Origin of the sequence: Methylobacterium terricola (assembly GCF_006151805.1) — a bacterium.
Lineage (GTDB): Bacteria > Pseudomonadota > Alphaproteobacteria > Rhizobiales > Beijerinckiaceae > Methylobacterium > Methylobacterium terricola.
The window spans coordinates 1-23566 of record NZ_VDDA01000020.1 but is presented as its reverse complement, the minus strand read 5'-3'; the positions used below and the strand labels follow the sequence as shown (position 1 = coordinate 23566).

The following is a 23566-nucleotide window of genomic DNA, read 5'->3' as shown; positions in this document are numbered from 1 at the left end:
CGTGGAGCAGTGCGACGCGTGATTTACGTCCGACAGATCGATGCCCTATTCCGTCCATCGCACCTCGGTCAGGTCGTTCGACGGTACCGGCTCGTTCTTCCAGAAGCCCGTCAGCTTGGCCCGCCACACGCTGAGCTTCGGCAGCACGAACAGGAACAGGGCCGGCACGTCCTCGGCCAGGATCGTTTGCGCCTCGCCGTAGAGCTTCAGCCGGGTCGCCTCGTCGGTGGCCGCGGCGGCCTTCGCCACCACGTCGTTGAAGGCCGGGTTCTTGTAGCCGAAATAGTACGGGTCGTTCGCATAGATCGCGATGTCCATCGGCTCCGCATGGGCGATGACCGTCATGTCGAAGCTGCGGTCGCGCATCACCTCCTGAACCCATTTGGCCGGAAACTCGGTCGGCACGATGTTCATCGTCACGCCGACCTCGGAAAACATCGCTTGCAGGATTTCCGCCGTGCGGGTGGCATAGGGCATCTGCGGCGACTTGAAGCTGAAGGTCAGGCCCTTGGCGTAGCCGGCCTCTGCCAGGAGCGCCTTCGCCTTCTTGGGATCGTAGGGATAGACCCCCGTCAGGTCCTTGTAGCCCGGGTCGTTGGGCGTGTAGTGGCTGCCGATGGCTGCGCCGTAACCGGAATAGGCCCCTTCGATCAGCAGCGTGCGGTCGACCGCCATCATCAGCGCCTGGCGCACGCGCTTGTCGCTGAACGGCTTTCCGGCGTTGTTCATGCCGGCCACGACCTTCATCTCGGTCAGGCCCGGCTCGGCCGTGAACGCCTTGTCCTTCTGGAACGCCGCGTAGAGCTCGGGCGCCGGCAGGAGCGGGAAGGCGTCGACGTCGCCGGCCCGGAGCGCCGCGGCGGCGGCCTGCGGATCGCCGATGAAGCGGAACGTCACCTTGTCGAGACGGACCGGGCGGGCGGCGTCCCAGTAATCGGGGCTGCGCGCCAGCTCGACCCGGTCACCCTTGCGCCAGGAGGCGAAGCGGAACGGCCCGGTGCCGACCGGATTGGTCTTCAGCCCGTCGCGCGACGTCGGCTCCACCATCACCGCCGCCGGCTGGCCGAGCCAGAACAGCAGGTTGCCGGAGGGCTTCGAGAGGGTCAGGACCAGGGTCTGCGGATCGGGCGCCTTCACGTCGGCGATGGCCGCGTAGAGCGCCTTCTGCGGGTTGACCGAGCCCGGCGCCCGGATCGCGTCGAGGGAGAACTTCGCCGTCTCGGCGGTGAAGGGCGCGCCGTTGTGGAACTTGACCCCGGTCTGGAGCGCGAAGGTGTAGGTCAGGCCGTCGGGCGAGATCGTCCAGCTCTTGGCGAGCTGCGGCTGTACCTTGCCGTCGCGGTCGATCCGGGTCAGGCCCTGAAACACGTTCTGCCACACCACCTGGCCGATCACCGTCGGGGCGGCGCTGGTCGGGTCGAGGCCCGGCGGCTCCACCGGCATGCCGACGACGAGGTCGGTGCGCGGCGCCGCCTGGGCGCTCCCGGCGAGCCCAGGGAGTGCGAGCCCGGCCAGGAGGGCGCCCGCCAGGACGTGGCGACGTGTGGAGCGCGTGCGAAGAACCATGAAATCCCCGATCGTCCGGCCGCCTCTTCCGGGTGGCCTTGCTGACGCGAGGAGATCAGGATTTTTGGCGGGGCCGCAACAACGATCTGAGGGGCGCCCCGCAGGCCGAGGGCCGCCTTACGCCAGCGGAGCCTCGTCCATCCTCGCCGCCAGCTGCAGGTCGTGCTCGGACATCTCACCGGCCGAGCGAATGGGGCTCAGGCCGTGCCGACGATAGAGCGCTGTCAGCGGCTCCCAATCGCGCAACACGATCTCGTAGAGGCCGCGATAGATGAAATTCTTCGCAGCCAAGCCGCGGGCGACGTCCTGGCCGAGGACGTTGCTCACCGCCTCGATCTCGAGGTAGTTCACGATGATGTGGAGGCATGAGGAGAATTCATCGTTCGCACCTTCCGGAAAGCCGATCGGCAGGGAGGGATACGCCTGCCTGAGCGCGTCCCAGATCTCCTGCCATCCGGACGTGTTCCCGTGCGAGTACCACGTCAGGTACCAGTGCATCTGCTCATGGAGATAGGTGCAAAGCACCTGCTCCTCAGCTTGAAAGTTGCCATTCAGGGTCAGAACCGGATGGCTGTAGCATGGCCCGGACGGAGCGATCCTGACCGTCCTGGTATATTCGTAGCGCTGGAGATCGTGGGTCGCCCAGAGCTTGAGCAAGAGGCTACGAACGCGCTCGGCGGATTTCTGCGCGGCCGACAAATCGATGGCGATGCGATCGTTCACGTCCGGGCCCCCAGGGTGGTTCAAGCTCGTCACGATCGGTCGTTTGACACGCCGCATCGTGATTCGCATCTGGGTAAGGCCTGCGCCGCTGGCCTTCGATCCTGAGGTCTTGAGCCTCTTGGCCGTCAACCCGCCTCGACGACCAGCCGCGCCGCCGCCTCCCCGGCCGCCCCGAGCGGCGCCGGCCGCCGCGTCTCCTTCGACAGCAGCACGCAGACCGATTCCGCCTCGCCCGCCACCACGTCGCCGGTGAGGATCCGGTGGCGGAAACCGAGCGACGTACGGCCGGCCCGGGCGAGCCAGGTCGCGGTGCGGACCCGGCCCGGATAGTGCAGCTCGGCCCGGTAATCGATGACGAAGCGGGCGATGACGAAGAACGTGTCGGGGGTGAGCAGCGGGGTCAGGTGCGTCCCGAAGAACTGCACCCGGCCGCTCTCGCAGAAGGCGGCGAAGACCGCGTTGTTGACGTGGCCGTTGGCGTCCGTGTCGCGGTAGCGCAGCACGTCCTCGCTCCACAGCACCCGCGGATCGCCCTCGAGCCCGTCGGTCATCGCCCTGCCCTCCTCAGCCGTTGCGCGGGGCGGTGCCGCCGAGGTGGAAGACCCGGTGCGGCACCAGTTCGCCGCGCTCGACGTCGCCGACCGCGACCAGCACGCCGCCGCAGGTCGCGTAGGCCTTGCCCTCGGTCGGGGCATCGCGGCCGCGCAGGATCACCGGCTGGCCGCGCATCAGCCGCATCGCCATGTCGCGGGAGACCGGCACGTGCGGCACCGCGTCGAGCGCCGTCTCGACCGGGCGCAGGACCGCGGCATTGGCCTCGGCCTCGGCGGCCTCGAGCGCCGCGACGGTGCAGGACTGGTCCTCGGTGAAGGGGCCGACGCGGGTGCGGCGCAGGGCCGAGACGTGGCCGCAGCAGCCGAGCGCCCGGCCGAGATCGCGGGCGATGGCGCGGACATAGGTGCCCTTGCCGCACTCGGCCTCGATCACCGTGCGCTCGGGGGTGTGGGCGACGACCGCGAGCCGGTCGATCTGCACCGGCCGGGCGACGAGCTCGACCACCTCGCCGTCGCGGGCGAGGTCGTAGGCGCGCTCGCCCTGGATCTTGATCGCCGAGTAGCGCGGCGGCACCTGCTCGATCGCGCCGACGAAGCGCGGCAGCATCGCCTCGACCTGCTCCTGGGTGGGACGGTCGTCGGAGGTCGCGACCGGGCGCCCTTCCGCGTCGTCGGTGTCGGTCTCGACGCCCCAGGTCACCGCGAAGACGTAGGCCTTGCGGCCGTCCATCACGAACGGCACGGTCTTCGTCGCCTCGCCGAGCGCGATCGGCAGGATGCCGGAGGCGAGCGGGTCGAGGGTGCCGGCATGCCCGGCCTTCTTGGCGTTCAGCGCCCGCTTCACCGCCGCGACCGCGTGGGTCGAGGTCATGCCGACGCCCTTGTCGAGGATCACCCAGCCGCTGATCTCGCGGCGCTTGGGCCGGTCTCCCGGCGGGCGGCCGCGGCCGCGCGGCCGGTCGGAGCGCGGACCGTCTTGCCGCTGACCATCTTGCCGCTGACCATCTTGGCGCAGGGCTCCGTCGCGGCCCTCGCGGGCGGGGCGGGTCGCCTGCGGCGCGGCCTCTGCGGGCTGATCCTCGTGCATCGTCATCTCTGCGTCCATTCTCGAACGGCGGCGGCCGCGGGACGTGGCGCCCGCGTTGGTCCGTGCCGGCCTCTTGTGGAATCTCAAGTCGTCGCCCGGGGCTCCGGTTCGGCCTGCCCGGGCGATGCCCTACTCCTCGGCGTCCGGCTCGGACCCGAGATCGCGCTGCACCTTGTCGCTGCGCAGGAGCGCATCGATGCGCGCCGCCTCGTCGAAGGTCTCGTCGCGGCGGAAGCGCAGGTCGGGGGCGAATTTCAGCGCCACCCGGCGGGCCACTTCCTGGCGCAGGACCTTCTTGTTGCGCTCCAGCGCCTCGATCACCGGGCGCTCGTCCTGGCCGCCGAGCGGCATGACGTAGGCGGTGGCGAGCTTGAGGTCGGGGGACATCCGCACCTCCGGCACGGTGATCACGTGCTGGCTCAGCACCGGATCCTGGATGTCGCCGCGGCTCAGCACCTCGGCGAGGGCGTGCCGCACGAGTTCGGCCACGCGCTGCTGGCGCTGCGACGGGCCGGTGGATTCCTGGGGTTTGCGCACCATCGTCTCTCCGGGCTCGGACCGGGCCGCGGGGCGTCTTCGTCCCACCACGGCCTCGCGGCCGTCTCAGGGCCCTCACGGCTGTCATCTTATGAACCGACGAGCCCGGGACGCTGGCGTCCCGGGCTCGCGGTATTCTCTATGAGCCGCCGCCATGACGGCGGACGGCCGATGGCAGCGGGATCGCCGTCAGAGCGAGCGCCGCTCCTCGTGGACGATGTAGCACTCGATGACGTCGCGGGGGCGCATGTCCTGGTAGTTCTCGAACGCCATGCCGCATTCCTGGCCGGACGCCACTTCCTTGGCGTCGTCCTTGAAGCGCTTGAGCTGCGAGAGCTTGCCTTCGTGCACCACCACGTTGTCGCGGATGAGGCGGACATGGGCGCCGCGCTCGACCCGGCCGTCCTCGACCCGGCAACCGGCGATCTTGCCCACCTTCGAGACGTTGAAGATCTCGAGGATGCGCGCCTCGCCCAGGCGCTCCTCGCGGAGCGTCGGCGGGAGCAGGCCCGACATCGCCGCCTTCACGTCATCCACGAGGTCGTAGATGATGTTGTAGTAGCGGATCTCGACGCCCGCCCGCTCGGCGGCCTCGCGGGCCTCCTTGTGGGCGCGGACGTTGAAGCCGACCACGACCGCACCCGAGGCCTGGGCCAGGGTGATGTCCGACTCGGTGATGCCGCCGACACCCGTGTGCAGGATGCGGGCCGCCACCTCGTCGTTGCCGAGCTTCTCGAGCGAGCCGGCGATGGCCTCGACCGAGCCCTGCACGTCGCCCTTGATGACGAGCGGGAACTCCTTGCGGCCGGCGCCTTCCTTGAGGTCGCGCATCATGTCCATCAGCGTCCGGCCGGCACCGCTGCCTGTGGCCGCCGCGCGCTCGCGCTTCACGCGGGCACGGTACTCGGTGACCTCGCGGGCCCGGGCCTCGTTCTCGACCACCGCGACGCGGTCGCCCGCCTCCGGGGTACCGTTGAAGCCCAGAACCTCGACCGGCACCGACGGCGCCGCTTCCTTGGCGTTGCGGCCGGCATCGTCGACGAGGGCACGCACGCGGCCCCACTCGGCACCCGCCACGATGATGTCGCCGGTGCGCAGGGTGCCGCGCTCGACGAGCACCGTCGCCACCGGGCCGCGGCCGCGGTCGAGCTTGGCCTCGATCACGGTACCTTCCGCCGACCGCTCCGGGTTGGCGCGCAGGTCCAGGATCTCGGCCTGGAGGGCGAGGCCCTCCAGCAGCTCGTCGAGGCCGTCCCGGGTCTTGGCCGAGACCTCGAACTCGAGGGTCTCGCCGCCCATCGACTCGACCTGGATGTCGTGCTGCAGCAGCTCGGTGCGCACCCGCTGCGGGTTCGCGTCGGGCTTGTCGATCTTGTTGATCGCCACGATCAGCGGCACCTCGGCCGCCTTGGCGTGGGAGATCGCCTCGATCGTCTGGGGCATGACGCCGTCATCGGCCGCCACCACCAGCACGACGATGTCCGTCACCCGGGCGCCGCGGGCGCGCATCGAGGTGAACGCCGCGTGGCCGGGGGTGTCGATGAAGGTGATCTTGCCGCCGGACGGCGAGGTCACCTGGTAGGCGCCGATATGCTGCGTGATGCCGCCCGCCTCGCCGGAGACGACGTTGGCGTTGCGGATCGCGTCGAGCAGCGAGGTCTTGCCGTGGTCGACGTGGCCCATGATGGTCACGACCGGCGGACGCGGCTGGGTGTCCTCGTCGATATCGGCCTCGTCGAAGAGGCCTTCCTCGACGTCCGACTCCGCGACGCGGCGGACGGTGTGGCCGAGCTCCTCGGCGATGAGCTGCGCCGAATCCGAGTCGATCACGTCGGTGATCTTGTGGATCTGGCCCTGCTTCATCAGCATGCGGATCACGTCGACCGCCCGCTCGCTCATCCGGTTGGCGAGCTCCTGGATGGTGATCGTCTCCGGGATGACCACCTCGCGGGCCAGCTTCTCCTTCTGCTCCACCTGGCGGTGGCCGGTCAGGCGCTGGTTGCGGCGGCGGAACGAGGCGAGCGAACGGGTGCGCTCGTCCTCGCCCGAGGTCGCGGTCGCGATCGTCAGACGGCCGCGGTTGCGGTCGCCGCCGGGCGACTTCGGCGTCTTGGGCGGGGTGATGACCTTGAGCGGCATGCCGGGACGGCGGATGACCCGCTTGGTCTCGGCCTCCTCCTCCGCCGCGGCCGGACGGCCGGTGGCGGGACGCGCCGTCGCGGCACCCGCGGCGGGCTTCGCCGCGGTCGCCGGCTTGGCGGCGGTCGGCTCGGGCTTGACGGGCTCGGGCTCCGGCTTCGGCGCCGGGCGGGCCATGAAGTTCAGGTCGCGCGGCTTGCGGGCATCGGCCGTCAGCGTGCGGCGCGGCTCGGCCGGGGCGCTCGGACGGGTGATTCCGGTGCTCGGGGTCGCCGGACGGGTGCCGGCGGGCGCGGCCGGACGCGGGGCGGTCCCGGCCGGAGCACCCGGACGGGCGCCGGCGACGGCGGGACGCGCACCGGCTGCCGGACGGGCAGCACCAGTCGGAGCGGCCGAGCGGGCAGCACCGGCCGCCGCCGGGCGGGCCGCGGCCGGAGCCGCAGGACGCGGGGCAGGAGCCGTGGCCGCAGGCGCAGGCGCAGCTGGGGCAGCGGCGGGAGCCGGAGCGGCAGCCGCAGGAGCCGGGGCGGCGGCGCGGGCCGCATCCTCCTGGGCACGACGCTCGGCCTCCTCGGCGGCACGGCGCTTGCGCGCGTCCTCCTGGCGGCGACGCTCCTCTTCCTCGTGCTTGCGGGCCTCGGCGGCCTCGCGCTCACGCTGCTCGGCGGCCTCGCGCTCGATGCGGCGCTGGGCCTCCTCGGCGGCGCGACGGCGATCCTCCTCCTCGCGACGCTTGGCGTCGACGAGGGCGGCCATGCGGGCGCTCTGCTCCTGATCGCTCAGGGTGCGCAGCACGACGCCGGAGCGGGCGGCCGGCCGGTCCTGGCGCGATCCGCCGGGACGGCCCTGCCCCTGGGGAGCGGAGCGCGCCTGGCTCGGTGCCGATTCTTTCGGCGCAGCCGGAGCCGGCGCGCCGCCGGGGCGACGTTTCACCGTCTCGACCACGACCGCCTTCGAGCGGCCATGGGAGAAGCTCTGGCGCACCGTCCCCTGCTCGATCGGACGCTTCATCGAGAACGTCTTCGCGGGACCGGTATGCAACGTCTTGTCGCCCGGATTCTTCGTCTCACTCATTCAGTTCAGACCCTGGGGGTTCTCATCCGTCCCGGGACCCGGCCTCCCGGCGGCCGCCTCCCATCGTATTCCCGGGAGCGAACCCGCCGACCGGGCCGATCCCATTCGATTCACTCAACCACCGGCCTCCGGGGGGCCGGTCCGCAACGATGCTCCATCATCCTGGGCAGCGTCCGGGACAGCCGCGTCGGAGCCCGGAGGCTCCGTTCCGGCGGTTCCCGGCGTCGCCGCCTCGCCGCGGAAGACGTGGAGCCGACGCCAACGCGCGAGCAAGCCGGCAGTGCCGGCTCCCGCGACGAGGGCAGCGTGTATCACATGATCCCGGCCCAAGGCCATGTCCAATTCTTCACCGGACAGGTCGTCGATCACCGGGATCCTCGATATGGCATCGCCATACCGCCTTCGCAATGCCTGGGCGAGCTTGCGGCGCCCGTCGGCGCTGGCGTCGCTGGCATGCACCAGGGCCTTCACCCCGGTGAGGCTGTCGACCGCGCTCTCGACCTTGGTGAAGCCGGTGACGACGCAGCCCGCCTTGTTGGCCAGCGAGAAAGCCTGGCGCAGGTCGTCGCGCAACCCCGCCTCGATCACATCGGCGAGATCGGCGGCCGCAACGGCATCCTTCCGCTTGAAGGCGCGCTGGAACAGCCGCTTCCTCACCGCGTCGGCCACCGCCGCCCGGGTCGCCGTGACCCAGGCGCCGCGGCCCGGAAGCTTGGCGCGCAGGTCCGGCACCACCCGGCCGTCGGGCGCCAGCGCGAAGCGGATCATCCGGTCGGGGTTGCCGGCCTGCCGCGTGACCAGGCAGGTGCGCTCCGCGTTGGCGCGGCCGCGCCCCGCGCCGGCATCGAGGATGTCCGGCGGCAGCGCGTCCGCGTCCTGCGTCTCGTCCTGCATGGTCGCGCTCATGGTGTGAGGCTCCCCTCCCCGCCTCAGGTCGGCTGGCGCTCGGCGGCCGCGGCGGCGTCCTCCTCGACCGGCACGGTCTCGGAGTCCTCGCCCTCGGACGACTCGCCCTCGGCCTCCTCACCCTCAGGCTGCTCGCCCTCGTCCTCCTGCATCTCCTCGACCGGGGGCGCCTCGACCCAGCCGGCATGGACGCGGGCGGCCATGATCATCGCCTCGGCCTCGGCGCGGGAGAGCTCGAACCCGTCGAGATAGCCGGCATGGCGCACCGCCTCGGGGCCGCGCCCTTCCGTGTAGCCGACGAGGTCGTCGGTGGCGCAGCCGGCGAGGTCCTCGACGGTCTTCACCTCGTTCTCGCCCAGGGCCACCATCATCGGGGTGGTGATGCCGTCGATGTCGCGCAGCTCGTCGGCGACGCCGAGCTCGATGCGGCGGGCGTCGTTCTCGGCCTCGATGCGGTTGAGATAGTCGAGCGCGCGGGCCTGGATCTCGGCGCCGGTCTCCTCGTCGAGACCCTGGATGTTGGCGAGCTCCGTCGGCTCGACATAGGCAATCTCCTCGACCGAGCGGAAGCCTTCCGCGGCGAGGAGCTGGCCGACGGTCTCGTCGACGTCGAGGGCCTGCATGAAGGTGTTGGTGCGCTCGACGAACTCCTTCTGCCGGCGCTCCGATTCCTCGGCCTCGGTCAGGATGTCGATGTCCCAGCCGGTGAGCTGGGAGGCCAGCCGCACGTTCTGGCCGCGGCGGCCGATGGCGAGCGACAGCTGGTCGTCGGGCACCACCACCTCGATGCGGTCGGCCTCCTCGTCGAGCACCACCTTGACCACCTCGGCCGGCTGCAGCGCGTTGACGATGAAGGTCGCCTGGTCCTGCGACCACGGGATGATGTCGATCTTCTCGCCCTGCAGCTCGCCGACCACCGCCTGGACGCGGGAGCCGCGCATGCCGACGCAGGCGCCGACCGGGTCGATCGAGGAATCGCGCGAGATCACCGCGATCTTGGCGCGCGAGCCAGGATCGCGGGCGACCGCCTTCACCTCGACGATGCCGTCGTAGATCTCCGGCACTTCCTGGCCGAAGAGCTTGGCCATGAATTGCGGGTGCGAGCGCGAGAGGAAGATCTGCGGCCCGCGCACCTCGTGGCGGACGTCGAACAGGTAGGCGCGGATGCGGTCGCCGGGGCGGAAGGTCTCGCGCGGGATCGACTCGTCGCGGCGGACGATGCCCTCGCCGCGGCCGAGATCGACGATGACGTTGCCGTACTCGACGCGCTTCACGAGACCGTTGACGACCTCGCCGATGCGGTCCTTGTACTCGTCGTACTGGCGCTCGCGCTCGGCCTCGCGGACCTTCTGGACGATCACCTGCTTGGCCGACTGGGCGGCGACGCGGCCGAAGTCGAACGGCGGCAGGGTGTCGGAGATCACGTCGCCGACCTGGGCGGCCGGGTTGTGCCGGCGCGCCGCCACGAGGTCGATCTCGCGGGCGTCGTTCTCGACCTCGTCCACCACCAGGAGGTGACGCGACAGGCGCAGCGCCCCGGTGCGCGGGTCGATCTCGGCATGCACGTCGGTCTCGGCGCCGTAGCGCGAGCGGGCGGCCTTGGCGATCGCCTCCTCCATGGCGCCGATCACGATGGCGCGGTCGATCACCTTCTCGCGGGCGACCGCATCGGCGATCTGGAGGAGTTCGAGCCTGTTGGCGCTGACGACGGCCATCGGTTCAGTCCTTCCTGGTTGGAGATTCTGATTGGGTTGGAATTGTCTTCGGATCGCTCAGCGGGCGGCGGGCGGGGCGGCGCCCTCGTCCACGTCGTCCTCGTCGTCGTCCTGCGGCGGGGCCGAGCCGCGCCGCAGCGACTCGCGCACCAGCGCATCGGTGAGGACGAGATGGGCCTCGGCGATGTCGCGCAGGGTGAGGTCGTAGGCGGACGGCAGGCCCTCCTTGACGTCGGGCAGCTCGATGCGGACCTTGTCTCCGTCCGGCGCCCGGATGATGCCGCGGAAACGCTTGCGGCCATCGAGCGGCATCGCCAGCTCGACCTTGGCCTCGTAGCCGGCCCAGCGGGCGAAGTCGCCGGCGCGCACCAGCGGCCGGTCGATGCCCGGCGAGGAGATCTCGAGGTAGTAGGCGCCGCCGATCGGATCGTCGACGTCGAGGATCGGCGAGATCGTGCGGCTGACGGTCTCGCACTCGTCCACCGACATGGTGCCGTCCGGCCGCTCGGCCATGATCTGCACCGTGCAGCCGTTCTGGCCGCTGATGCGCACCCGCACGAGGCGGAAGCCGAGGCCCTCGATCGCGGGCTCGATGATCTGCGCGACGCGAGCGGCGACGCCGGTCTCGGTGATCAGGCGCTTCTCGGCCGGGTGTTGGTCTGGGGCGTCGGTCATGGGTGTGAGAGCCGTGGCGCAGTCCCGTGAGGGGAGGCAATCTGGCGTTCGGCTCGCGTCCGGGGAGGCTTGCGGCAATAAAAAAGAGCGGGCCCCGGGGGACCCACTCCCGCACCGTAGCCTCATCAGCCACGAACAGAACTGTTGTTGCGGAGATAATCCGGGACCGCGCGAAATGCAAGGCGCTCGGCGGCGGGGCCGCCGGGCGCCTGCGTCTCCGGCCGGAAGGAGGCGCCGGGCGGGACGGCCTCAGCCCGCCAGCGCCGGATAGTCGATGTAGCCGCGCTCATCACCGCCGTAGAACGTCGACCGGTCGTAGCGGTTGAGCGGGGCATTCCGGCGCAGGCGCTCGGCCAGGTCGGGGTTGGCGATGAACAGCCGCCCGAAGGCGATGGCGTCCGCCCGGCCATCGGTGATCGCCGCCTCGGCGGTGTCGCGCACGTAGCCGCCGGCGGAGATCACCTTGCCGCCGAAGGCCGCCTTCACCCGCGCCGCGGCGTCGGGCGCGTCGGGATTGATGGCGTTGACGTCGCTGTTCTGGTCGGCGCGGGGCTCGACCACGTGGAGATAGGCGAGGCCCCGTGTGCCGAGCTCGGCGGCGACGTGGTCGAACAGGGCGCCGGGATCGCTGTCGCGCATGGCGTTGAAGCTGCCCCAGGGCGAGAGCCGCACGCCGATCCGGTCGGCGCTCCAGGCCTGCGCCGCGGCATCCACCACCTCGAGCAGCAGCCGCGCCCGGTTGGCGATCGGGCCGCCGTAGCGGTCGGTGCGGGCGTTGACCCCGTCCTGCAGGAACTGGTCGAGCAGGTAGCCGTTCGCCGAGTGGATCTCGACCGCGTCGAAGCCGGCGGCGCGGGCGTTGCGCACCGCCTGCGCGAAGCCCGCGACGATGCCGGGGATCTCGGATTCCTCCAGCGCCCGCGGCGTCTCGAACGGCACCGGCTGGCCGCCCGCATCCATGTGGCCCATGCCGGTCACCGGCCGGGCCGAGGACGAGACCGGAACCGCGCCGCCGGGCTGCATCGAGGAATGCGAGACGCGCCCGGTATGCCAGATCTGCGCCGCGACCAGCCCGCCGCGGGCGTGGATCGCCTCGGTGACGCCGCGCCAGCCGGCGATCTGCTCCTCGCTGTAGAGGCCCGGCGCGCCCGGATAGCCGCGGGCCTGCTCGCTGATGTCGGTCGCCTCGGTGATGATCAGGCCGCCGCGGCTGGCGCGCTGGCCGTAATAGGTGGCGTTCAGCGGGACCGGCACGTCGCCGGGCCGGCGGGCGCGCAGGCGGGTCAGCGGCGCCATCACGACGCGGTGGGCGAGCGACAGGGCGCCGAGCTGGACCGGCTGGAACAGGGGATCTTGAAGCGACACGAATCGGGTCTCCGGGCTGATGCGGCCGAGATGGCCGATCGCGCGCCGGCGGTGTAGTGCCGGGCCGGAGGAGCCGCCTTAACGGGAAGCGTTACAATCCAGGGAGACGACCCGCGATGGAGACCCGCGACCTCGCGGTGCTGGCGGCGGCGGCGGGCGCCGGCAGCCTCTCGGCGGCGGCGCGCCGCCTCGGACTGACCCCGATGGCGGCCTCGCGCCGCCTCGCCGCCCTGGAACGGGATTGCGGCGCCCGCCTCCTGCACCGCACCACCCGCTCGGTCTCGCTCACCGCGGAGGGCGAGGCGCTGCTGCCCTACGCCCAGGCGATGCTGGAGGCCGAGGAGGCCGCCCGCGCCGCCCTCAGCCCCGGCCAGCTCTGCGCCACCGGCCTGCTGCGGGCGACGGCGCCGGCCGCCTTCGGGCGCAAGGTGGTGGTGCCGCTGATGCCGGACCTGCTCGCCGCCCAGCCGGGCCTGCGGATCGACCTGCAGCTGACCGATGCGGTGGTCGACATCGTCGGCGAGGGGTTCGACGTCGCGATCCGGATCGCGCCGTTGCGGGATTCCGGGCTGATCGCCCGGCGGCTCGCCCCCAACCCGCGCCTGCTCTGCGCGAGCCCGGCCTACCTCGCCGCGCGGGGCGCGCCGGCCGGCCTCGCCGATCTCGCGGACCACGAATGCGTGCGGCTGACCGGCGTGACGCACTGGCCGTTCCGCGCGGGCCACCTTTCCCGCAACGTGCGGATCGAGGGGCGCTTCACGTCGAGCAGCATCGAGGGGGTGCACGAGGCCTGCCGGCGCGGGCTCGGCCTCGCGCTCCTGTCGTACTGGGACGTGAAGGACGAGCTGGCGGCAGGGCGCCTCGCCAGCGTCGCGCTGAACGATGCCGAGCCGCAGGACCTGTCGATCTGGGCCCTCTACCCGACGGCGCGCTACGCGCCGCCGAAGCTGCGGGTGTTCCTGGCGGCGCTGGAGCGGGGATTGGCGTGAGGGATCACACCGACAGCCAACGCCGCACCTGCGCCTCGACCATGCCGGAGCGCGGGCCCGCCTCGACCACCTGGCCGCGATCCATCACCGCGTAAGTGTCGCACAGGTCGCGGGCCCATTCGAAGTATTGTTCGACCAGCACGATCGCCATGTCGCCCTTGCCGCGCAGGTAGTCGATCGCCCGGCCGATATCCTTGATGATCGAGGGCTGGATGCCCTCGGTCGGCTCGTCGAGGACGAGGACGCGGGGGCGCGTCACCAGGGCGCGGCCGATGGCGAGCTGCTGCTGCTGGCCGCCGGAGAGGTCGCCGCCGCGCCGCCCCAGCATGTCCTTGAGCACCGGGAAGAGGTCGTAGATCTCGGCCGGCACGTAGCGATCAGCGCGCTTGCAGGGCGCAAAGCCGGTCTCGAGGTTCTCCTTGACGGTGAGGAGCGGGAAGATCTCGCGGCCCTGCGGCACGAAGGCGATGCCCTGGCGGGCGCGGTCGTAGGGGGCGAGCCGGCTGATGTCGCGGCCGTCGAGCTTGACCGCGCCCTTCGACACCGGCTGCTGGCCGACGATGGCGCGCATCAAGGAGGTCTTGCCGACGCCGTTGCGGCCGAGCACCGCCGTGACCTTGCCGAGTTCGGCCTGGAGCGAGACGCCGCGCAGGGCCTGTGCCGCGCCGTAATGGAGATCGATGGTCTCGACGGAGAGCATGTCCGAAAAGATCCTCAGCGGCCGAGATAGACCTCGACCACCCGCGGGTCGGCCGAGACGGAATCGATCGAGCCCTCGGCCAGCACCGCGCCCTCGTGCAGGCAGGTGACGCGGCACTGGAGCGCGCGGACGAAGTGCATGTCGTGCTCGACCACGATCACCGCGTGGTCCCGGGCGATGCGGCGCAGCAGCGTCGCGGTCGCCTCGGTCTCGGCATCGGTCATGCCGGCGACCGGCTCGTCGACGAGGAGGAGCTTCGGGTCCTGCGCCAGCAGCATCCCGATCTCGAGCCACTGCTTCTGGCCGTGCGAGAGGTCGGCCGCCGGCCGGCCGCGGTGGGCGATCAGCCCCACCGTCTCCAGGATGGCGTCGATCTGCGCCCGCTCGACCCGGTTGCGCCAGCCGAACAGCGACGCGGTCGCGGCCCGCGGGCCTTTGAGCGCCAGGAGGATGTTGTCGGCGACCGACTGGCTCTCGAACACCGTCGGCTTCTGGAACTTGCGGCCGATGCCGAGCTCGGCGATCGCCGCCTCGTCCATCCGGGTCAGGTCGTGCACGCCGTCATAGATCACCTGGCCGGTATCGGGCCGGGTCTTGCCGGTGATGCAATCCATCATCGTGGTCTTGCCGGCGCCGTTCGGCCCGATGATCGCCCGCATCTCGCCGGGCATCAGGGTCAGGGACAGGCCGCGCAGGGCGCGGTAGCCGTCGAACGTCACCTTGATGTCGTCGACGTAGAGCAGGGCCTGGGTGAGGCGCTTGTCGTGGACCGGGTCGGAAACCGGCAGGGCGATCGCCGCGCTCATGATCCGCGGCCCTCCTCGGCGAGTGCGGGGGGAATGTCGCCCGGTTTGGGGCCGGGCAGGCGGGCCTTGGCGCGGCGCGAGCCGAGCCGCTCGGTCAGGGTGCCGAGGATGCCCTTGGGCAGGAACAGGGTGACGACGACGAACAGCGCGCCGAGCGCGAACAGCCAGGCATCCGGCATCGCGCCGGTGAGCAGCGTCTTGGCGTAGTTGACCAGCACCGCGCCGAGGGCCGCGCCGACCAGCGTGCCGCGACCGCCGACCGCGACCCAGATCACCGCCTCGATCGAGTTGGCGGGAGCGAATTCGGACGGGTTGATGATGCCGACCTGCGGCACGTAGAGGGCGCCCGCCACCCCGGCCATCATCGCCGAGACGGTGAAGGCCAGGGCCTTGTAGTGCGCCGTGCGGTAGCCGAGGAAGCGGGTGCGCGATTCGGCGTCGCGGATCGCGATCAGCACCTTGCCGAAGGCCGAGGTCGTCATGAAGCGGGCGACGAGGTAGGCGAGCGCAAGAGCCAATGCGGTCAGGACGAACAGGGCGACGCGGGTCCCTTGCGCCTGGACGTTGAAGCCGAGGATGTCCTTGAAGTCGGTGAGGCCGTTGTTGCCCCCTAACCCCATGTCGTTGCGGAAGAAGGCGAGCATCAGCGCGAAGGTCATCGCCTGGGTGATGATCGACAGGTAGACCCCGGTCACCCGCGAGCGGAAGGCGAGCCAGCCGAACACGAAGGCGAGGATTCCCGGCACCAGCAGCACCATCACGGCGGCGAAGGGAAACCAGTCGAAGCCGTGCCAGTACCAGGGCAGCGACTTGTAGTTCAGGAACACCATGAAGTCGGGCAGGATCGGGTTGCCGTAGACGCCGCGCGGGCCGATCTGGCGCATCAGGTACATGCCCATCGCGTAGCCGCCGAGCGCGAAGAACGCGCCGTGGCCGAGCGAGAGGATGCCGCAATAGCCCCAGACGAGGTCGAGGCTGAGCGCCAGGATCGCATAGGCGAGGTACTTGCCCATCAGCGAGACGGCGTAGGTCGGCACGTGCAGCGCCGAGCCCGGCGCCGTCATGAGGTTGAGGGCCGGCACCACGAGGCAGGCGAGGGCCAGGACGCCGAGGAAGATCCAGCCCGGCTTGTCGATGCGGGAGAGCAGCATGGTCAGGCCTCCACCGCCCGGCCCTTGAGCGCGAACAGGCCGCGCGGCCGCTTCTGGATGAACAGGATGATGAAGACGAGGAGCAGGATCTTGCCGAGCACCGCACCCGCATAGGGCTCGAGGAACTTGTTGGCGACGCCCAGCGTCAGCGCCGCGACCAGCGTGCCCCACAGGTTGCCGACGCCGCCGAACACCACGACCAGGAACGAGTCGATGATGTAGCCCTGGCCGAGATTCGGCGAGACGTTGTCGATCTGCGACAAAGCCACGCCCGCCACGCCGGCGATGCCCGACCCCAGGCCGAACGTGAAGGCGTCGATCCACGGCGTGCGGATGCCCATGGCGGCGGCCATGCGGCGGTTCTGGGTGACGGCGCGGGTCTTCAGGCCGAACGAGGTCGCCTTCAGGATCAGGTTGAGGGCGACGAAGACGGCCATCGCGAAGACCACGATCCACAGCCGGCCCCAGGTGATCGAGAGGCCGAACAGGTCGAAGGCGCCGGACATGTAGGAGGGTGCGCCGACCTCGCGGTTGGTCGGCCCGAAGACCGAGCGCACCGCCTGCTGGAGGATCAGGCTGATGCCCCAGGTGGCGAGCAGCGTCTCGAGGGGACGGCCGTAGAGGTGGCGGATGACGGTCCGCTCGATCAGGATGCCGACGGCGCCGGCGACCAGGAAGGCGAGCGGGATCGCGATCGGCAGCGACCAGTCGAACAGGCCGGGGGCCCTCTGGCGGATCAGCTCCTGCACCAGGTAGGTGGTGTAGGCGCCGAGCATCACCATCTCGCCGTGGGCCATGTTGATGATGCCCATCACCCCGAAGGTGATGGCAAGGCCGATGGCGGCGAGCAGCAGCACCGAGCCGAGCGACACGCCGTACCAGGCGTTCTGCACGTTCGCCATCAGTGCCTGGCGGGTCTCGATCGCCGACACGCCGCGGGCGGCGGCGTCGCGCACGCTCGAAGCCGCGTCGCCCGAGAGGCCGCGCAAGATCCCGAGCGCCTCGCTGTCGCCGCGGTTCTGGATCGTGTCGACGGCCGCGAGCCGGTCGATCTCAGGACTGCCGGGCTTGGCCAGCAACGCCGCGGCGCGGGCCTCCTGCAGGCTGCGCTTCGCGCTCGCATCGGTCTCGCGGGCGAGGGCCGCGTCGAGGGCCGGAAGGGCGGCGACGTCGCGGGCCTTGAACACCGCGTCGGCGGCGGTGCGGCGGGTGGCGGCGTCGGGGGCGAGGAGATTCAGGGTGCCGAGGGCCGCGTCGATGGCGCGCCGCACCCGGTTGTTGACCCGCACGGGCTTCAGGCCGTCCGGGCCGACCGCCGCGCCGGTGCGGGCGTCGGTGACCGTGGCGCCGTCCTTGATGGCGAGCGCCTTGTCGTCCGGGCGGTAGAGCAGGCGGTTCTCGGCGAGCGCGCGCAGGACCGCACCGGCCTTCGGGTCGCCGCTGGTGGCGAGCGCGGCGATGCCGGCCTCGATGTCGGAATAGCTGTCGCTGGCGAGCCGGGCATAGGCAGCATCGGACCCGGTCTGCGCCGCGGCCGGCAGGGCCCAAGTGACACACCAAGCGGTGCACCAGGCGACGAGGAGAAGGACGAGGCAGCGGCGCATGCAGAGATGTCCGAGGAGGTTATCGTCTTCCTTGCGGAAGAGGTCGTGGGCGTGGTGGCACCGGGTTCTCAGGCACCCACCCCTTTCCCGCACGACTGCAGCGTCAGCGGAAGGAGATCCGGGATCCAGCACAGAAAGTCGCGAAGCGTCAGCATGTCTGCACCGTCGCAACAGTGAGAGCCGCTTCGCGGCAAGTCTTGCGGCTGGATCCCGGATCTCCTTCCGCTCCGCTGCAGTCGTCCGGGAAAGGGGAGCCGAACGGCATCCCCTCGGGCCCCTCCCCCCTCGGGGAGAGGCCCGGCAGCAGGCGCTTTACGCGCCGCCGCACTTCTTCGTCTTGGTGTTGTAGTTGCCGCACTTGAGCTGCACCCAGTCGGCCTCGAGGTCCTTCGAGCCTTCGAGCTGCTTCGACCAGGCCTCGCCGGGGATCAGCTCCTTGGTCTTCCACACCACGTCGAACTGGCCGTTCGCCTCGATCTCGCCGATGAAGACCGGCTTGGTGATGTGGTGGTTGGGCAGCATCTTGGCGGTGCCGCCGGTGAGGTTGGCCTGCTCGGTGCCGGGCAGCGCGTCGATCACCTTGTCCGGGTTGGTGGTGCCGGCCTTCTCGACCGCCTTCACCCACATGTTGAAGCCGATGTAGCTCGCTTCCATCGGGTCGTTGGTGACGGCCTTGGGGTTCTTCTTGAACTCCTGCCACTTCTTGATGAACGCCTCGTTCTCCGGGGTCTTCACCGACTCGAAGTAGTTCCACGCGGCGAGGTGGCCGACGAGCGGCTTGGTGTCGATGCCGGCCAGCTCCTCCTCGCCGACCGAGAACGCCATCACCGGGATGTCGGTCGCCTTGATGCCCTGGTTGCCGAGTTCCTTGTAGAACGGCACGTTGGCGTCACCGTTGACGGTCGAGACCACCGCGGTCTTCTTGCCGGCCGAGCCGAACGCCTTGATCTTCGACACCTCCGTCTGCCAGTCCGAGAAGCCGAACGGGGTGTAGTTGATCATGATGTCCTCGTCCTTCACCCCCTTGTACTTGAGGTAGGCTTCGAGGATCTTGTTGGTGGTGCGCGGGTAGACGTAGTCCGTGCCCTCCAGCACCCACCGCTTCACGCTGCCGCCGTCCTCCGACATCAGGTAGTCGACGGCCGGGATCGCCTGCTGGTTCGGGGCGGCGCCGGTGTAGAACACGTTGCGCTCGCTCTCCTCGCCCTCGTACTGGACGGGGTAGAACAGGATGTTGTTGAGCTCCTTGAAGACCGGCAGCACCGACTTGCGCGACACCGAGGTCCAGCAGCCGAACACCGCGGCGACCTTGTCCTTCGCGATCAGCTCGCGCGCCTTCTCGGCGAAGAGCGGCCAGTTCGAGGCCGGATCGACGACCACCGCCTCGAGCTTCTTGCCGAGCACGCCGCCCTTCTTGTTCTGCTCGTCGATGAGCATCAGCATGACGTCTTTGAGCGTCGTCTCGGAGATCGCCATCGTGCCCGAAAGCGAGTGCAGGATGCCGACCTTGATGGTCTCCTGCGCCGAGGCGACCGTGGTCGTCAGCGTGCCGAGCGCCAACCCGCCCGCGACCGCGGCGCGCGAGAGCCAACCCTTCCACGTCATGTTCATCGTCTCCCTGGGCCAAGGCGCCCGGACCCCGATCCGCAAAGGGCATGCCAAGGAATTTTTTGAAATGGTTCCCCGGGGGGCGGCTCAAATTCTGGGCACACGCCGGATTTCGGGGCCAATCGCCGTTTCTTTCGGCGCACCCCTGCCCATGCGAGCGCCATCATGCCCAAGATAGCGCCAAGGCTACGCTTAAGGGGCCACTGCCCTAGCTGTTGACGGGATGCGGACCGTCGAGGCGTGAGGAGAGCCGGGGTGATCGAGGACCTCTGGTACAAGAACGCGGTGATCTACTGCCTCTCGGTCGGCTCCTTCATGGATGCCAACGGCGACGGCATCGGCGATTTCGAGGGGCTGGAGCGGCGCCTCGATTATCTGCTCGGGCTCGGCGTCACGGCGATCTGGCTGCACCCGTTCCAGCCCTCGCCGGGACGCGACCACGGCTACGACGTCGCCGACTATTACGGCGTCGATCCGCGCTACGGCACGCTCGGCGACTTCGTCGCCTTCACCCACGCCGCCAAGCAGCGCGGGATGCGGGTGCTGATCGACCTCGTGGTCAACCACACCTCCGACCAGCATCCGTGGTTCCAGGCCGCCCGCTCCGACCCGAATGCCCTCACCCGCGACTGGTACGTCTGGTCGAAGACGAAGCCGCCGCAGGCCCACGAGGGCATGGTGTTCCCGGGCGTGCAGAAGAGCACCTGGAGCTACGACAAGGAAGCGAAGGCCTGGTACTTCCACCGCTTCTACGACTTCCAGCCCGACCTCAACACCGCGAACCCCCACGTCCAGGCCGAGATCCTGAAGATCATGGGGTTCTGGATCCAGCTCGGCGTGTCGGGCTTCCGGATGGATGCGGTGCCGTTCGTGATCGCCGAGAAGGGACCGGAGGTCTCCGGCGAGCCGCGCGAGCAGTTCGAGCTGCTGCGGCTGTTCCGCGAGTTCCTACAATGGCGCCAGGGCGACGCGATCATCCTGGCCGAGGCCAACATCCTGCCGCGCCAGGACCTCGACTATTTCGGCGAGGACGCCGACCGCATGCACATGATGTTCAACTTCCAGGCCAACCAGACCCTGTTCTACGCGCTCGCCTCGGCCGATTCGCGCCCGCTGGTGAAGGCGCTGGAGAAGACCCGGAACCGGCCGGCCTCGGGCCAGTGGGCGATCTTCCTGCGCAACCACGACGAGCTGGATCTCGGGCGGCTGACAGAGAAGCAGCGCCAGACGGTGTTCCAGGCCTTTGGCCCTGAACCCGACATGCAGCTCTACGGCCGCGGCATCCGCCGGCGCCTCGCGCCGATGCTCGGCGGCGACCGGCGCCGGATCGAGCTCGCCTACAGCCTGATGTTCACCCTGCCGGGCACGCCGGTGCTGCGCTACGGCGACGAGATCGGTATGGGCGACGACCTCTCGCTGCCCGAGCGCGACTGCGCCCGCACGCCGATGCAGTGGTCGCACGAGCCGCAGGGCGGCTTCACCCTGAGCGACACGCCCGAATCGCCGCCGATCCACCACGGGGCTTATGCCTACCAGCACGTCAACGCGGCGGGGCAGCGCTGTGCGCCGGAATCGCTCCTCAACTGGATGGAGCGCATCATCCGCATGCGCAAGGAGGTGCCGGAGATCGGCTGGGGCGACTTCACGGTGATCGAGACCGGCCATCCCGGCGTGCTGGCTTTGCGCTACGACTGGCGGAAGAACTCGGTCCTGTGCCTGCACAACCTTCAGGCCGAGCCGCGCGAGGTCGGCTTCGCCACCGGCCTCGACGGCGACGGCCGCAACCTGATCGACCTCCTCACCGGCCAGCGCAGCCTCGCCAACGACGACGGCCGGCACTGCGTCCTGATGGAGGGGTACGGGTACCGGTGGTACCGGGTCGGGGGGCTGGATTACCTGCTGCGGCGGAGCGAGATCTGAGGGCCCGGCTTGCTCGAGGATCCCGACACGCACCGGGTCATTCCGGGGCTGCGACGCCGAGCCCGGAATGACCCGGAGGATGGGTGGACGGGCGTGGGCTCATCGAGCGAAGCCGTCCGTCAGGCCCCCACCTCCGCCGGCATCCCCAGCCCCGCCTCCTCCGGCGAGAACTCTCCCTCCGGCCGGTCGGACCAGACGACGTCGCGGTAGATCGGCAGGCAGACGCCGATCCGCTTGTATTCCGCGATCCGGTTGCGGACCGTGCGGACCGAGACGCCGAGCATCCTGGCGGCGTGGGTGCGGTTGCCGCGGCAACGGATGAGCGTCTCGATGACGAGCTTGCGCTCGGCCTCCGCGAGGGTGGTCGCTGGCGCCATGCTGATTTCCTCCTGGTGACGAGAGCCCCCGGGCTTTTGCTTGGTGTGAGGACCTGGAAAAGCTGCGCAATCAGGGTTAACAAGTCGTTAACAGGAGGATCGACCAAAATCGGTATCGCCCTATGCTTGTGATGCAGGGCGCAGATCGATGAGAAATACAGTGAGCGTCACGTGATCAGCGGGAGTTGTCGGCGGGAGGAAAGGCGGTCCGAGGCGGCATTCGAGGCGCGAGGGGCATTCCTCCCGGCCGCGGGCGCATGACGAGAGGCGTCGAGCCCGTGTGTTATTGCTTGATCCGCCCGGTGAAACCGCACGGCCGGCCGGCGGCGACCACCCCTTCGGCGCGGCGGCGCGGGGCCGTCGCGCCGCTGATCCCGCCTTACCTCGGTCGCGCCGGCGGCAGAACTTGCCCCAGGACGCGCGAGAAAAATCCGCGCGGGCGCCTACGCGCCCGCCGGCACCAGCCCGGGATCGATCGTGCGCGGGCTGGCGAGCCAGTGCGGCACCGGCAGGTCGCGGGCGCGCAGGAAGCCGGGATCGAACAGCTTCGAGGCGTAGCGGGTGCCGTAATCGCACAGGATCGTCACGATGGTGTGGCCGGGGCCGAGATGGCGGGCGAGCCGGATCGCCCCCGCGACGTTGATGCCCGACGAGCCGCCGAGGCACAGCCCCTCCTCCGCGAGCAGGCCGAAGACCAGCGGCAGCGCCTCGGCGTCGGGGATGCCGAAGGAGATGTCGGGCCGGAAGCCCGCGAGGTTGCCGGTGATGCGGCCCTGGCCGATGCCCTCGGTGATCGAGCTGCCCGAGGCCTTGAGCTCGCCGGTGGCGTAGTAGGGATGCAGCGCCGAGCCGTCGGGATCGGCGAGCCCGATCGTCACCCCCGGGTTGCAGGCGCGCAAAGCCGCCGCGGTGCCGGCGAGCGTGCCGCCGGTGCCGGCGGCGCAGATGAAGCCGTCGACCCGTCCCCCGGTCGCCTCCCAGATCTCCGGCCCGGTCGTGGCGACGTGGGCGTCGCGGTTGGCCGTGTTGTCGAACTGGTCGGCAAAGAAGGCGCCGCCGGGCTCGGTGGCGGAAAGCCGTGCGGCGAGGCGGCCGGCGACCTTGACGTAGTTGTTGGGATTGGCGAACGGCACCGCCGGCACCTCGACGAGGTCGGCCCCGGCCAGCCGCAGCGCCTGCTTCTTCTCCGCCGACTGGGTGTCGGGGATCACGATCACGGTGCGGTAGCCCCGCGCCGCGCCGACGAGCGCCAGCCCGATGCCGGTATTGCCCGCCGTCCCCTCGACGATGGTACCGCCCGGCCGCAAGGCGCCGGCGCGCTCGGCGGCCTCGACCATGAACAGGGCGGCGCGGTCCTTCACCGACTGTCCCGGATTGAGGAACTCGGCCTTGCCCAGGATGGTGCAGCCGGTCTCCTCCGAGGCGCGCTTGAGGCGGATCAAGGGCGTGCCGCCGATCGCGGCGAGGATGTCGGGGCGGATCATCGCGGGGCCATCCGTATGGGCGGGCGCGAGGGCCCGCGGGGGTAGCGGTGATGCCGCGAAACCGGATGGGCGGCAAGGCGCACGGCTCGTCGCAACGACAGGCATCGTCGTGCCGAATGCGCAGCCGCCCCATGGTGAGCCCTACCCCTTTCCCGGACGACTGTAGCGTCAGCGGAAGGAGATCCGGGATCCAGCAGAAGAAGTGCCGCGAAGCGGCTCTATATTTGCAACGTTGCAGCCACGAGGACGCTTCGCGACCTTTTATGCTCGATCCCGGATCTCCTTCCACTTCGTTTCAATCATCCGGGAAAGGGGAGCCTCGGGATGGGCCGTCCGCGGGTGAAATACGAGGGGGGATCGACGCCTGTTCCGCGTCTCGCCAGGCATGAGCGAATTTGAGCTGCCTGGAATGCCTCTACTCCGCGTTGACGCCCGCCCCGGCAAATGTCAGCCTTCCTGACTTAGAGCGCCTAACAGAACGGCACGATCGGGTCTGTTGGGCGTTGGGGTGGTATGGCTCGCCCGCTTCTTCCCGACGACCTCTGGTCTGCGATCGCCCCGCTTCTGCCGCCGCACCCGCCTCGCC

Annotated in this window: 18 protein-coding genes and 1 pseudogene; 2 read left to right on the top strand and 17 right to left on the bottom strand. The window is 70.2% G+C overall.

Annotated features, from left to right (window positions below):
• Positions 1 to 45: 45 nt before the first annotated feature.
• From FF100_RS27935 to FF100_RS27890, 10 genes and pseudogenes are all read right to left on the bottom strand, one after another.
• The gene (locus FF100_RS27935; protein ID WP_139039033.1) at positions 46 to 1566 is read right to left on the bottom strand and encodes an ABC transporter substrate-binding protein; all 1521 of its coding nucleotides are present in this window, start codon (positions 1564 to 1566) and stop codon (positions 46 to 48) included.
• Between the two features lie 117 nt (positions 1567 to 1683).
• Positions 1684 to 2289, bottom strand: a complete 606-nt coding sequence (locus FF100_RS27930) for a hypothetical protein (RefSeq protein WP_139039032.1) — start codon at positions 2287 to 2289, stop codon at positions 1684 to 1686.
• Between the two features lie 125 nt (positions 2290 to 2414).
• A complete protein-coding gene (locus FF100_RS27925) occupies positions 2415 to 2840 on the bottom strand; it encodes an acyl-CoA thioesterase (protein ID WP_139039031.1) in 426 nt (141 codons plus the stop codon).
• A 13-nt stretch (positions 2841 to 2853) separates the two neighbouring features.
• Positions 2854 to 3930 carry a tRNA pseudouridine(55) synthase TruB gene (gene truB / locus FF100_RS27920; protein WP_139039094.1) on the bottom strand — a complete coding sequence of 359 codons (1077 nt, stop codon included), beginning with the start codon at positions 3928 to 3930 and terminating at the stop codon, positions 2854 to 2856.
• A gap of 129 nt (positions 3931 to 4059) precedes the next feature.
• Positions 4060 to 4467, bottom strand: coding sequence for a 30S ribosome-binding factor RbfA (gene rbfA / locus FF100_RS27915; RefSeq protein WP_395413759.1), 408 nt, complete (start codon positions 4465 to 4467; stop codon positions 4060 to 4062).
• A gap of 189 nt (positions 4468 to 4656) precedes the next feature.
• Complete coding sequence (gene infB, locus FF100_RS27910; RefSeq protein WP_139039029.1) at positions 4657 to 7680, bottom strand: translation initiation factor IF-2; 3024 nt, start codon at positions 7678 to 7680, stop codon at positions 4657 to 4659.
• A gap of 114 nt (positions 7681 to 7794) precedes the next feature.
• Positions 7795 to 8586 carry an RNA-binding protein gene (locus FF100_RS27905; protein WP_139039028.1) on the bottom strand — a complete coding sequence of 264 codons (792 nt, stop codon included), beginning with the start codon at positions 8584 to 8586 and terminating at the stop codon, positions 7795 to 7797.
• A gap of 23 nt (positions 8587 to 8609) precedes the next feature.
• A complete protein-coding gene (gene nusA / locus FF100_RS27900) occupies positions 8610 to 10301 on the bottom strand; it encodes a transcription termination factor NusA (protein ID WP_139039027.1) in 1692 nt (563 codons plus the stop codon).
• A 78-nt stretch (positions 10302 to 10379) separates the two neighbouring features.
• Positions 10380 to 10976: pseudogene (gene rimP, locus FF100_RS27895) on the bottom strand (ribosome maturation factor RimP); the annotation flags it as partial.
• Positions 10977 to 11225: 249 nt separating this feature from the next.
• The gene (locus FF100_RS27890) at positions 11226 to 12341 is read right to left on the bottom strand and encodes an alkene reductase (protein ID WP_139039025.1); all 1116 of its coding nucleotides are present in this window, start codon (positions 12339 to 12341) and stop codon (positions 11226 to 11228) included.
• A gap of 116 nt (positions 12342 to 12457) precedes the next feature.
• Here FF100_RS27890 and FF100_RS27885 point away from each other — a divergent pair, with 116 nt between their 5' ends.
• Entirely contained in the window at positions 12458 to 13330 is an 873-nt protein-coding gene (locus FF100_RS27885) for a LysR family transcriptional regulator (RefSeq protein WP_139039024.1), read from the top strand.
• A 4-nt stretch (positions 13331 to 13334) separates the two neighbouring features.
• Here FF100_RS27885 and urtE read toward each other — a convergent pair whose 3' ends face one another.
• From urtE to urtA, 5 genes are all read right to left on the bottom strand, one after another.
• Entirely contained in the window at positions 13335 to 14030 is a 696-nt protein-coding gene (urtE, locus tag FF100_RS27880) for an urea ABC transporter ATP-binding subunit UrtE (RefSeq protein WP_109971356.1), read from the bottom strand.
• A 14-nt stretch (positions 14031 to 14044) separates the two neighbouring features.
• Positions 14045 to 14836 (bottom strand): urea ABC transporter ATP-binding protein UrtD, encoded by a 792-nt coding sequence (gene urtD / locus FF100_RS27875; RefSeq protein WP_139039023.1) that lies wholly within the window; start codon positions 14834 to 14836, stop codon positions 14045 to 14047.
• Entirely contained in the window at positions 14833 to 15987 is a 1155-nt protein-coding gene (gene urtC / locus FF100_RS27870; protein ID WP_139039022.1) for an urea ABC transporter permease subunit UrtC, read from the bottom strand. Before urtC ends, urtD begins: the two co-directional genes overlap by 4 nt.
• Before the next feature lie 2 nt (positions 15988 to 15989).
• Positions 15990 to 17591: an urea ABC transporter permease subunit UrtB gene (gene urtB, locus FF100_RS27865; protein WP_139039021.1), complete on the bottom strand. Its 1602-nt coding sequence runs from the start codon at positions 17589 to 17591 to the stop codon at positions 15990 to 15992.
• A 312-nt stretch (positions 17592 to 17903) separates the two neighbouring features.
• Entirely contained in the window at positions 17904 to 19196 is a 1293-nt protein-coding gene (urtA, locus tag FF100_RS27860) for an urea ABC transporter substrate-binding protein (RefSeq protein ID WP_139039020.1), read from the bottom strand.
• Between the two features lie 258 nt (positions 19197 to 19454).
• Between urtA and FF100_RS27855 the strand changes: the two genes are divergently transcribed.
• Positions 19455 to 21119, top strand: coding sequence for an alpha-amylase family protein (locus FF100_RS27855; protein ID WP_139039019.1), 1665 nt, complete (start codon positions 19455 to 19457; stop codon positions 21117 to 21119).
• Between the two features lie 119 nt (positions 21120 to 21238).
• Here FF100_RS27855 and FF100_RS27850 read toward each other — a convergent pair whose 3' ends face one another.
• On the bottom strand, positions 21239 to 21496 hold the full coding sequence (locus tag FF100_RS27850; RefSeq protein ID WP_139039018.1) for a helix-turn-helix domain-containing protein: 258 nt from the start codon (positions 21494 to 21496) through the stop codon (positions 21239 to 21241).
• Positions 21497 to 21939: 443 nt separating this feature from the next.
• The gene (locus tag FF100_RS27845; RefSeq protein ID WP_139039017.1) at positions 21940 to 22980 is read right to left on the bottom strand and encodes a cysteine synthase A; all 1041 of its coding nucleotides are present in this window, start codon (positions 22978 to 22980) and stop codon (positions 21940 to 21942) included.
• Positions 22981 to 23566 lie beyond the last annotated feature (586 nt).

What these genes read in the sequence shown, in the direction of transcription:
- FF100_RS27935 (WP_139039033.1), bottom strand. Translation starts at nt 1,566, where the DNA reads ATGGTTCTTCGCACGCGCTCCACACGTCGCCACGTCCTGGCGGGCGCC.
- FF100_RS27925 (WP_139039031.1), bottom strand. Translation starts at nt 2,840, where the DNA reads ATGACCGACGGGCTCGAGGGCGATCCGCGGGTGCTGTGGAGCGAGGAC.
- truB (WP_139039094.1), bottom strand. Translation starts at nt 3,930, where the DNA reads ATGCACGAGGATCAGCCCGCAGAGGCCGCGCCGCAGGCGACCCGCCCC.
- infB (WP_139039029.1), bottom strand. Translation starts at nt 7,680, where the DNA reads ATGAGTGAGACGAAGAATCCGGGCGACAAGACGTTGCATACCGGTCCC.
- FF100_RS27905 (WP_139039028.1), bottom strand. Translation starts at nt 8,586, where the DNA reads ATGAGCGCGACCATGCAGGACGAGACGCAGGACGCGGACGCGCTGCCG.
- nusA (WP_139039027.1), bottom strand. Translation starts at nt 10,301, where the DNA reads ATGGCCGTCGTCAGCGCCAACAGGCTCGAACTCCTCCAGATCGCCGAT.
- FF100_RS27885 (WP_139039024.1), top strand. Translation starts at nt 12,458, where the DNA reads ATGGAGACCCGCGACCTCGCGGTGCTGGCGGCGGCGGCGGGCGCCGGC.
- urtE (WP_109971356.1), bottom strand. Translation starts at nt 14,030, where the DNA reads ATGCTCTCCGTCGAGACCATCGATCTCCATTACGGCGCGGCACAGGCC.
- urtD (WP_139039023.1), bottom strand. Translation starts at nt 14,836, where the DNA reads ATGAGCGCGGCGATCGCCCTGCCGGTTTCCGACCCGGTCCACGACAAG.
- urtC (WP_139039022.1), bottom strand. Translation starts at nt 15,987, where the DNA reads ATGCTGCTCTCCCGCATCGACAAGCCGGGCTGGATCTTCCTCGGCGTC.
- urtB (WP_139039021.1), bottom strand. Translation starts at nt 17,591, where the DNA reads ATGCGCCGCTGCCTCGTCCTTCTCCTCGTCGCCTGGTGCACCGCTTGG.
- urtA (WP_139039020.1), bottom strand. Translation starts at nt 19,196, where the DNA reads ATGACGTGGAAGGGTTGGCTCTCGCGCGCCGCGGTCGCGGGCGGGTTG.
- FF100_RS27850 (WP_139039018.1), bottom strand. Translation starts at nt 21,496, where the DNA reads ATGGCGCCAGCGACCACCCTCGCGGAGGCCGAGCGCAAGCTCGTCATC.
- FF100_RS27845 (WP_139039017.1), bottom strand. Translation starts at nt 22,980, where the DNA reads ATGATCCGCCCCGACATCCTCGCCGCGATCGGCGGCACGCCCTTGATC.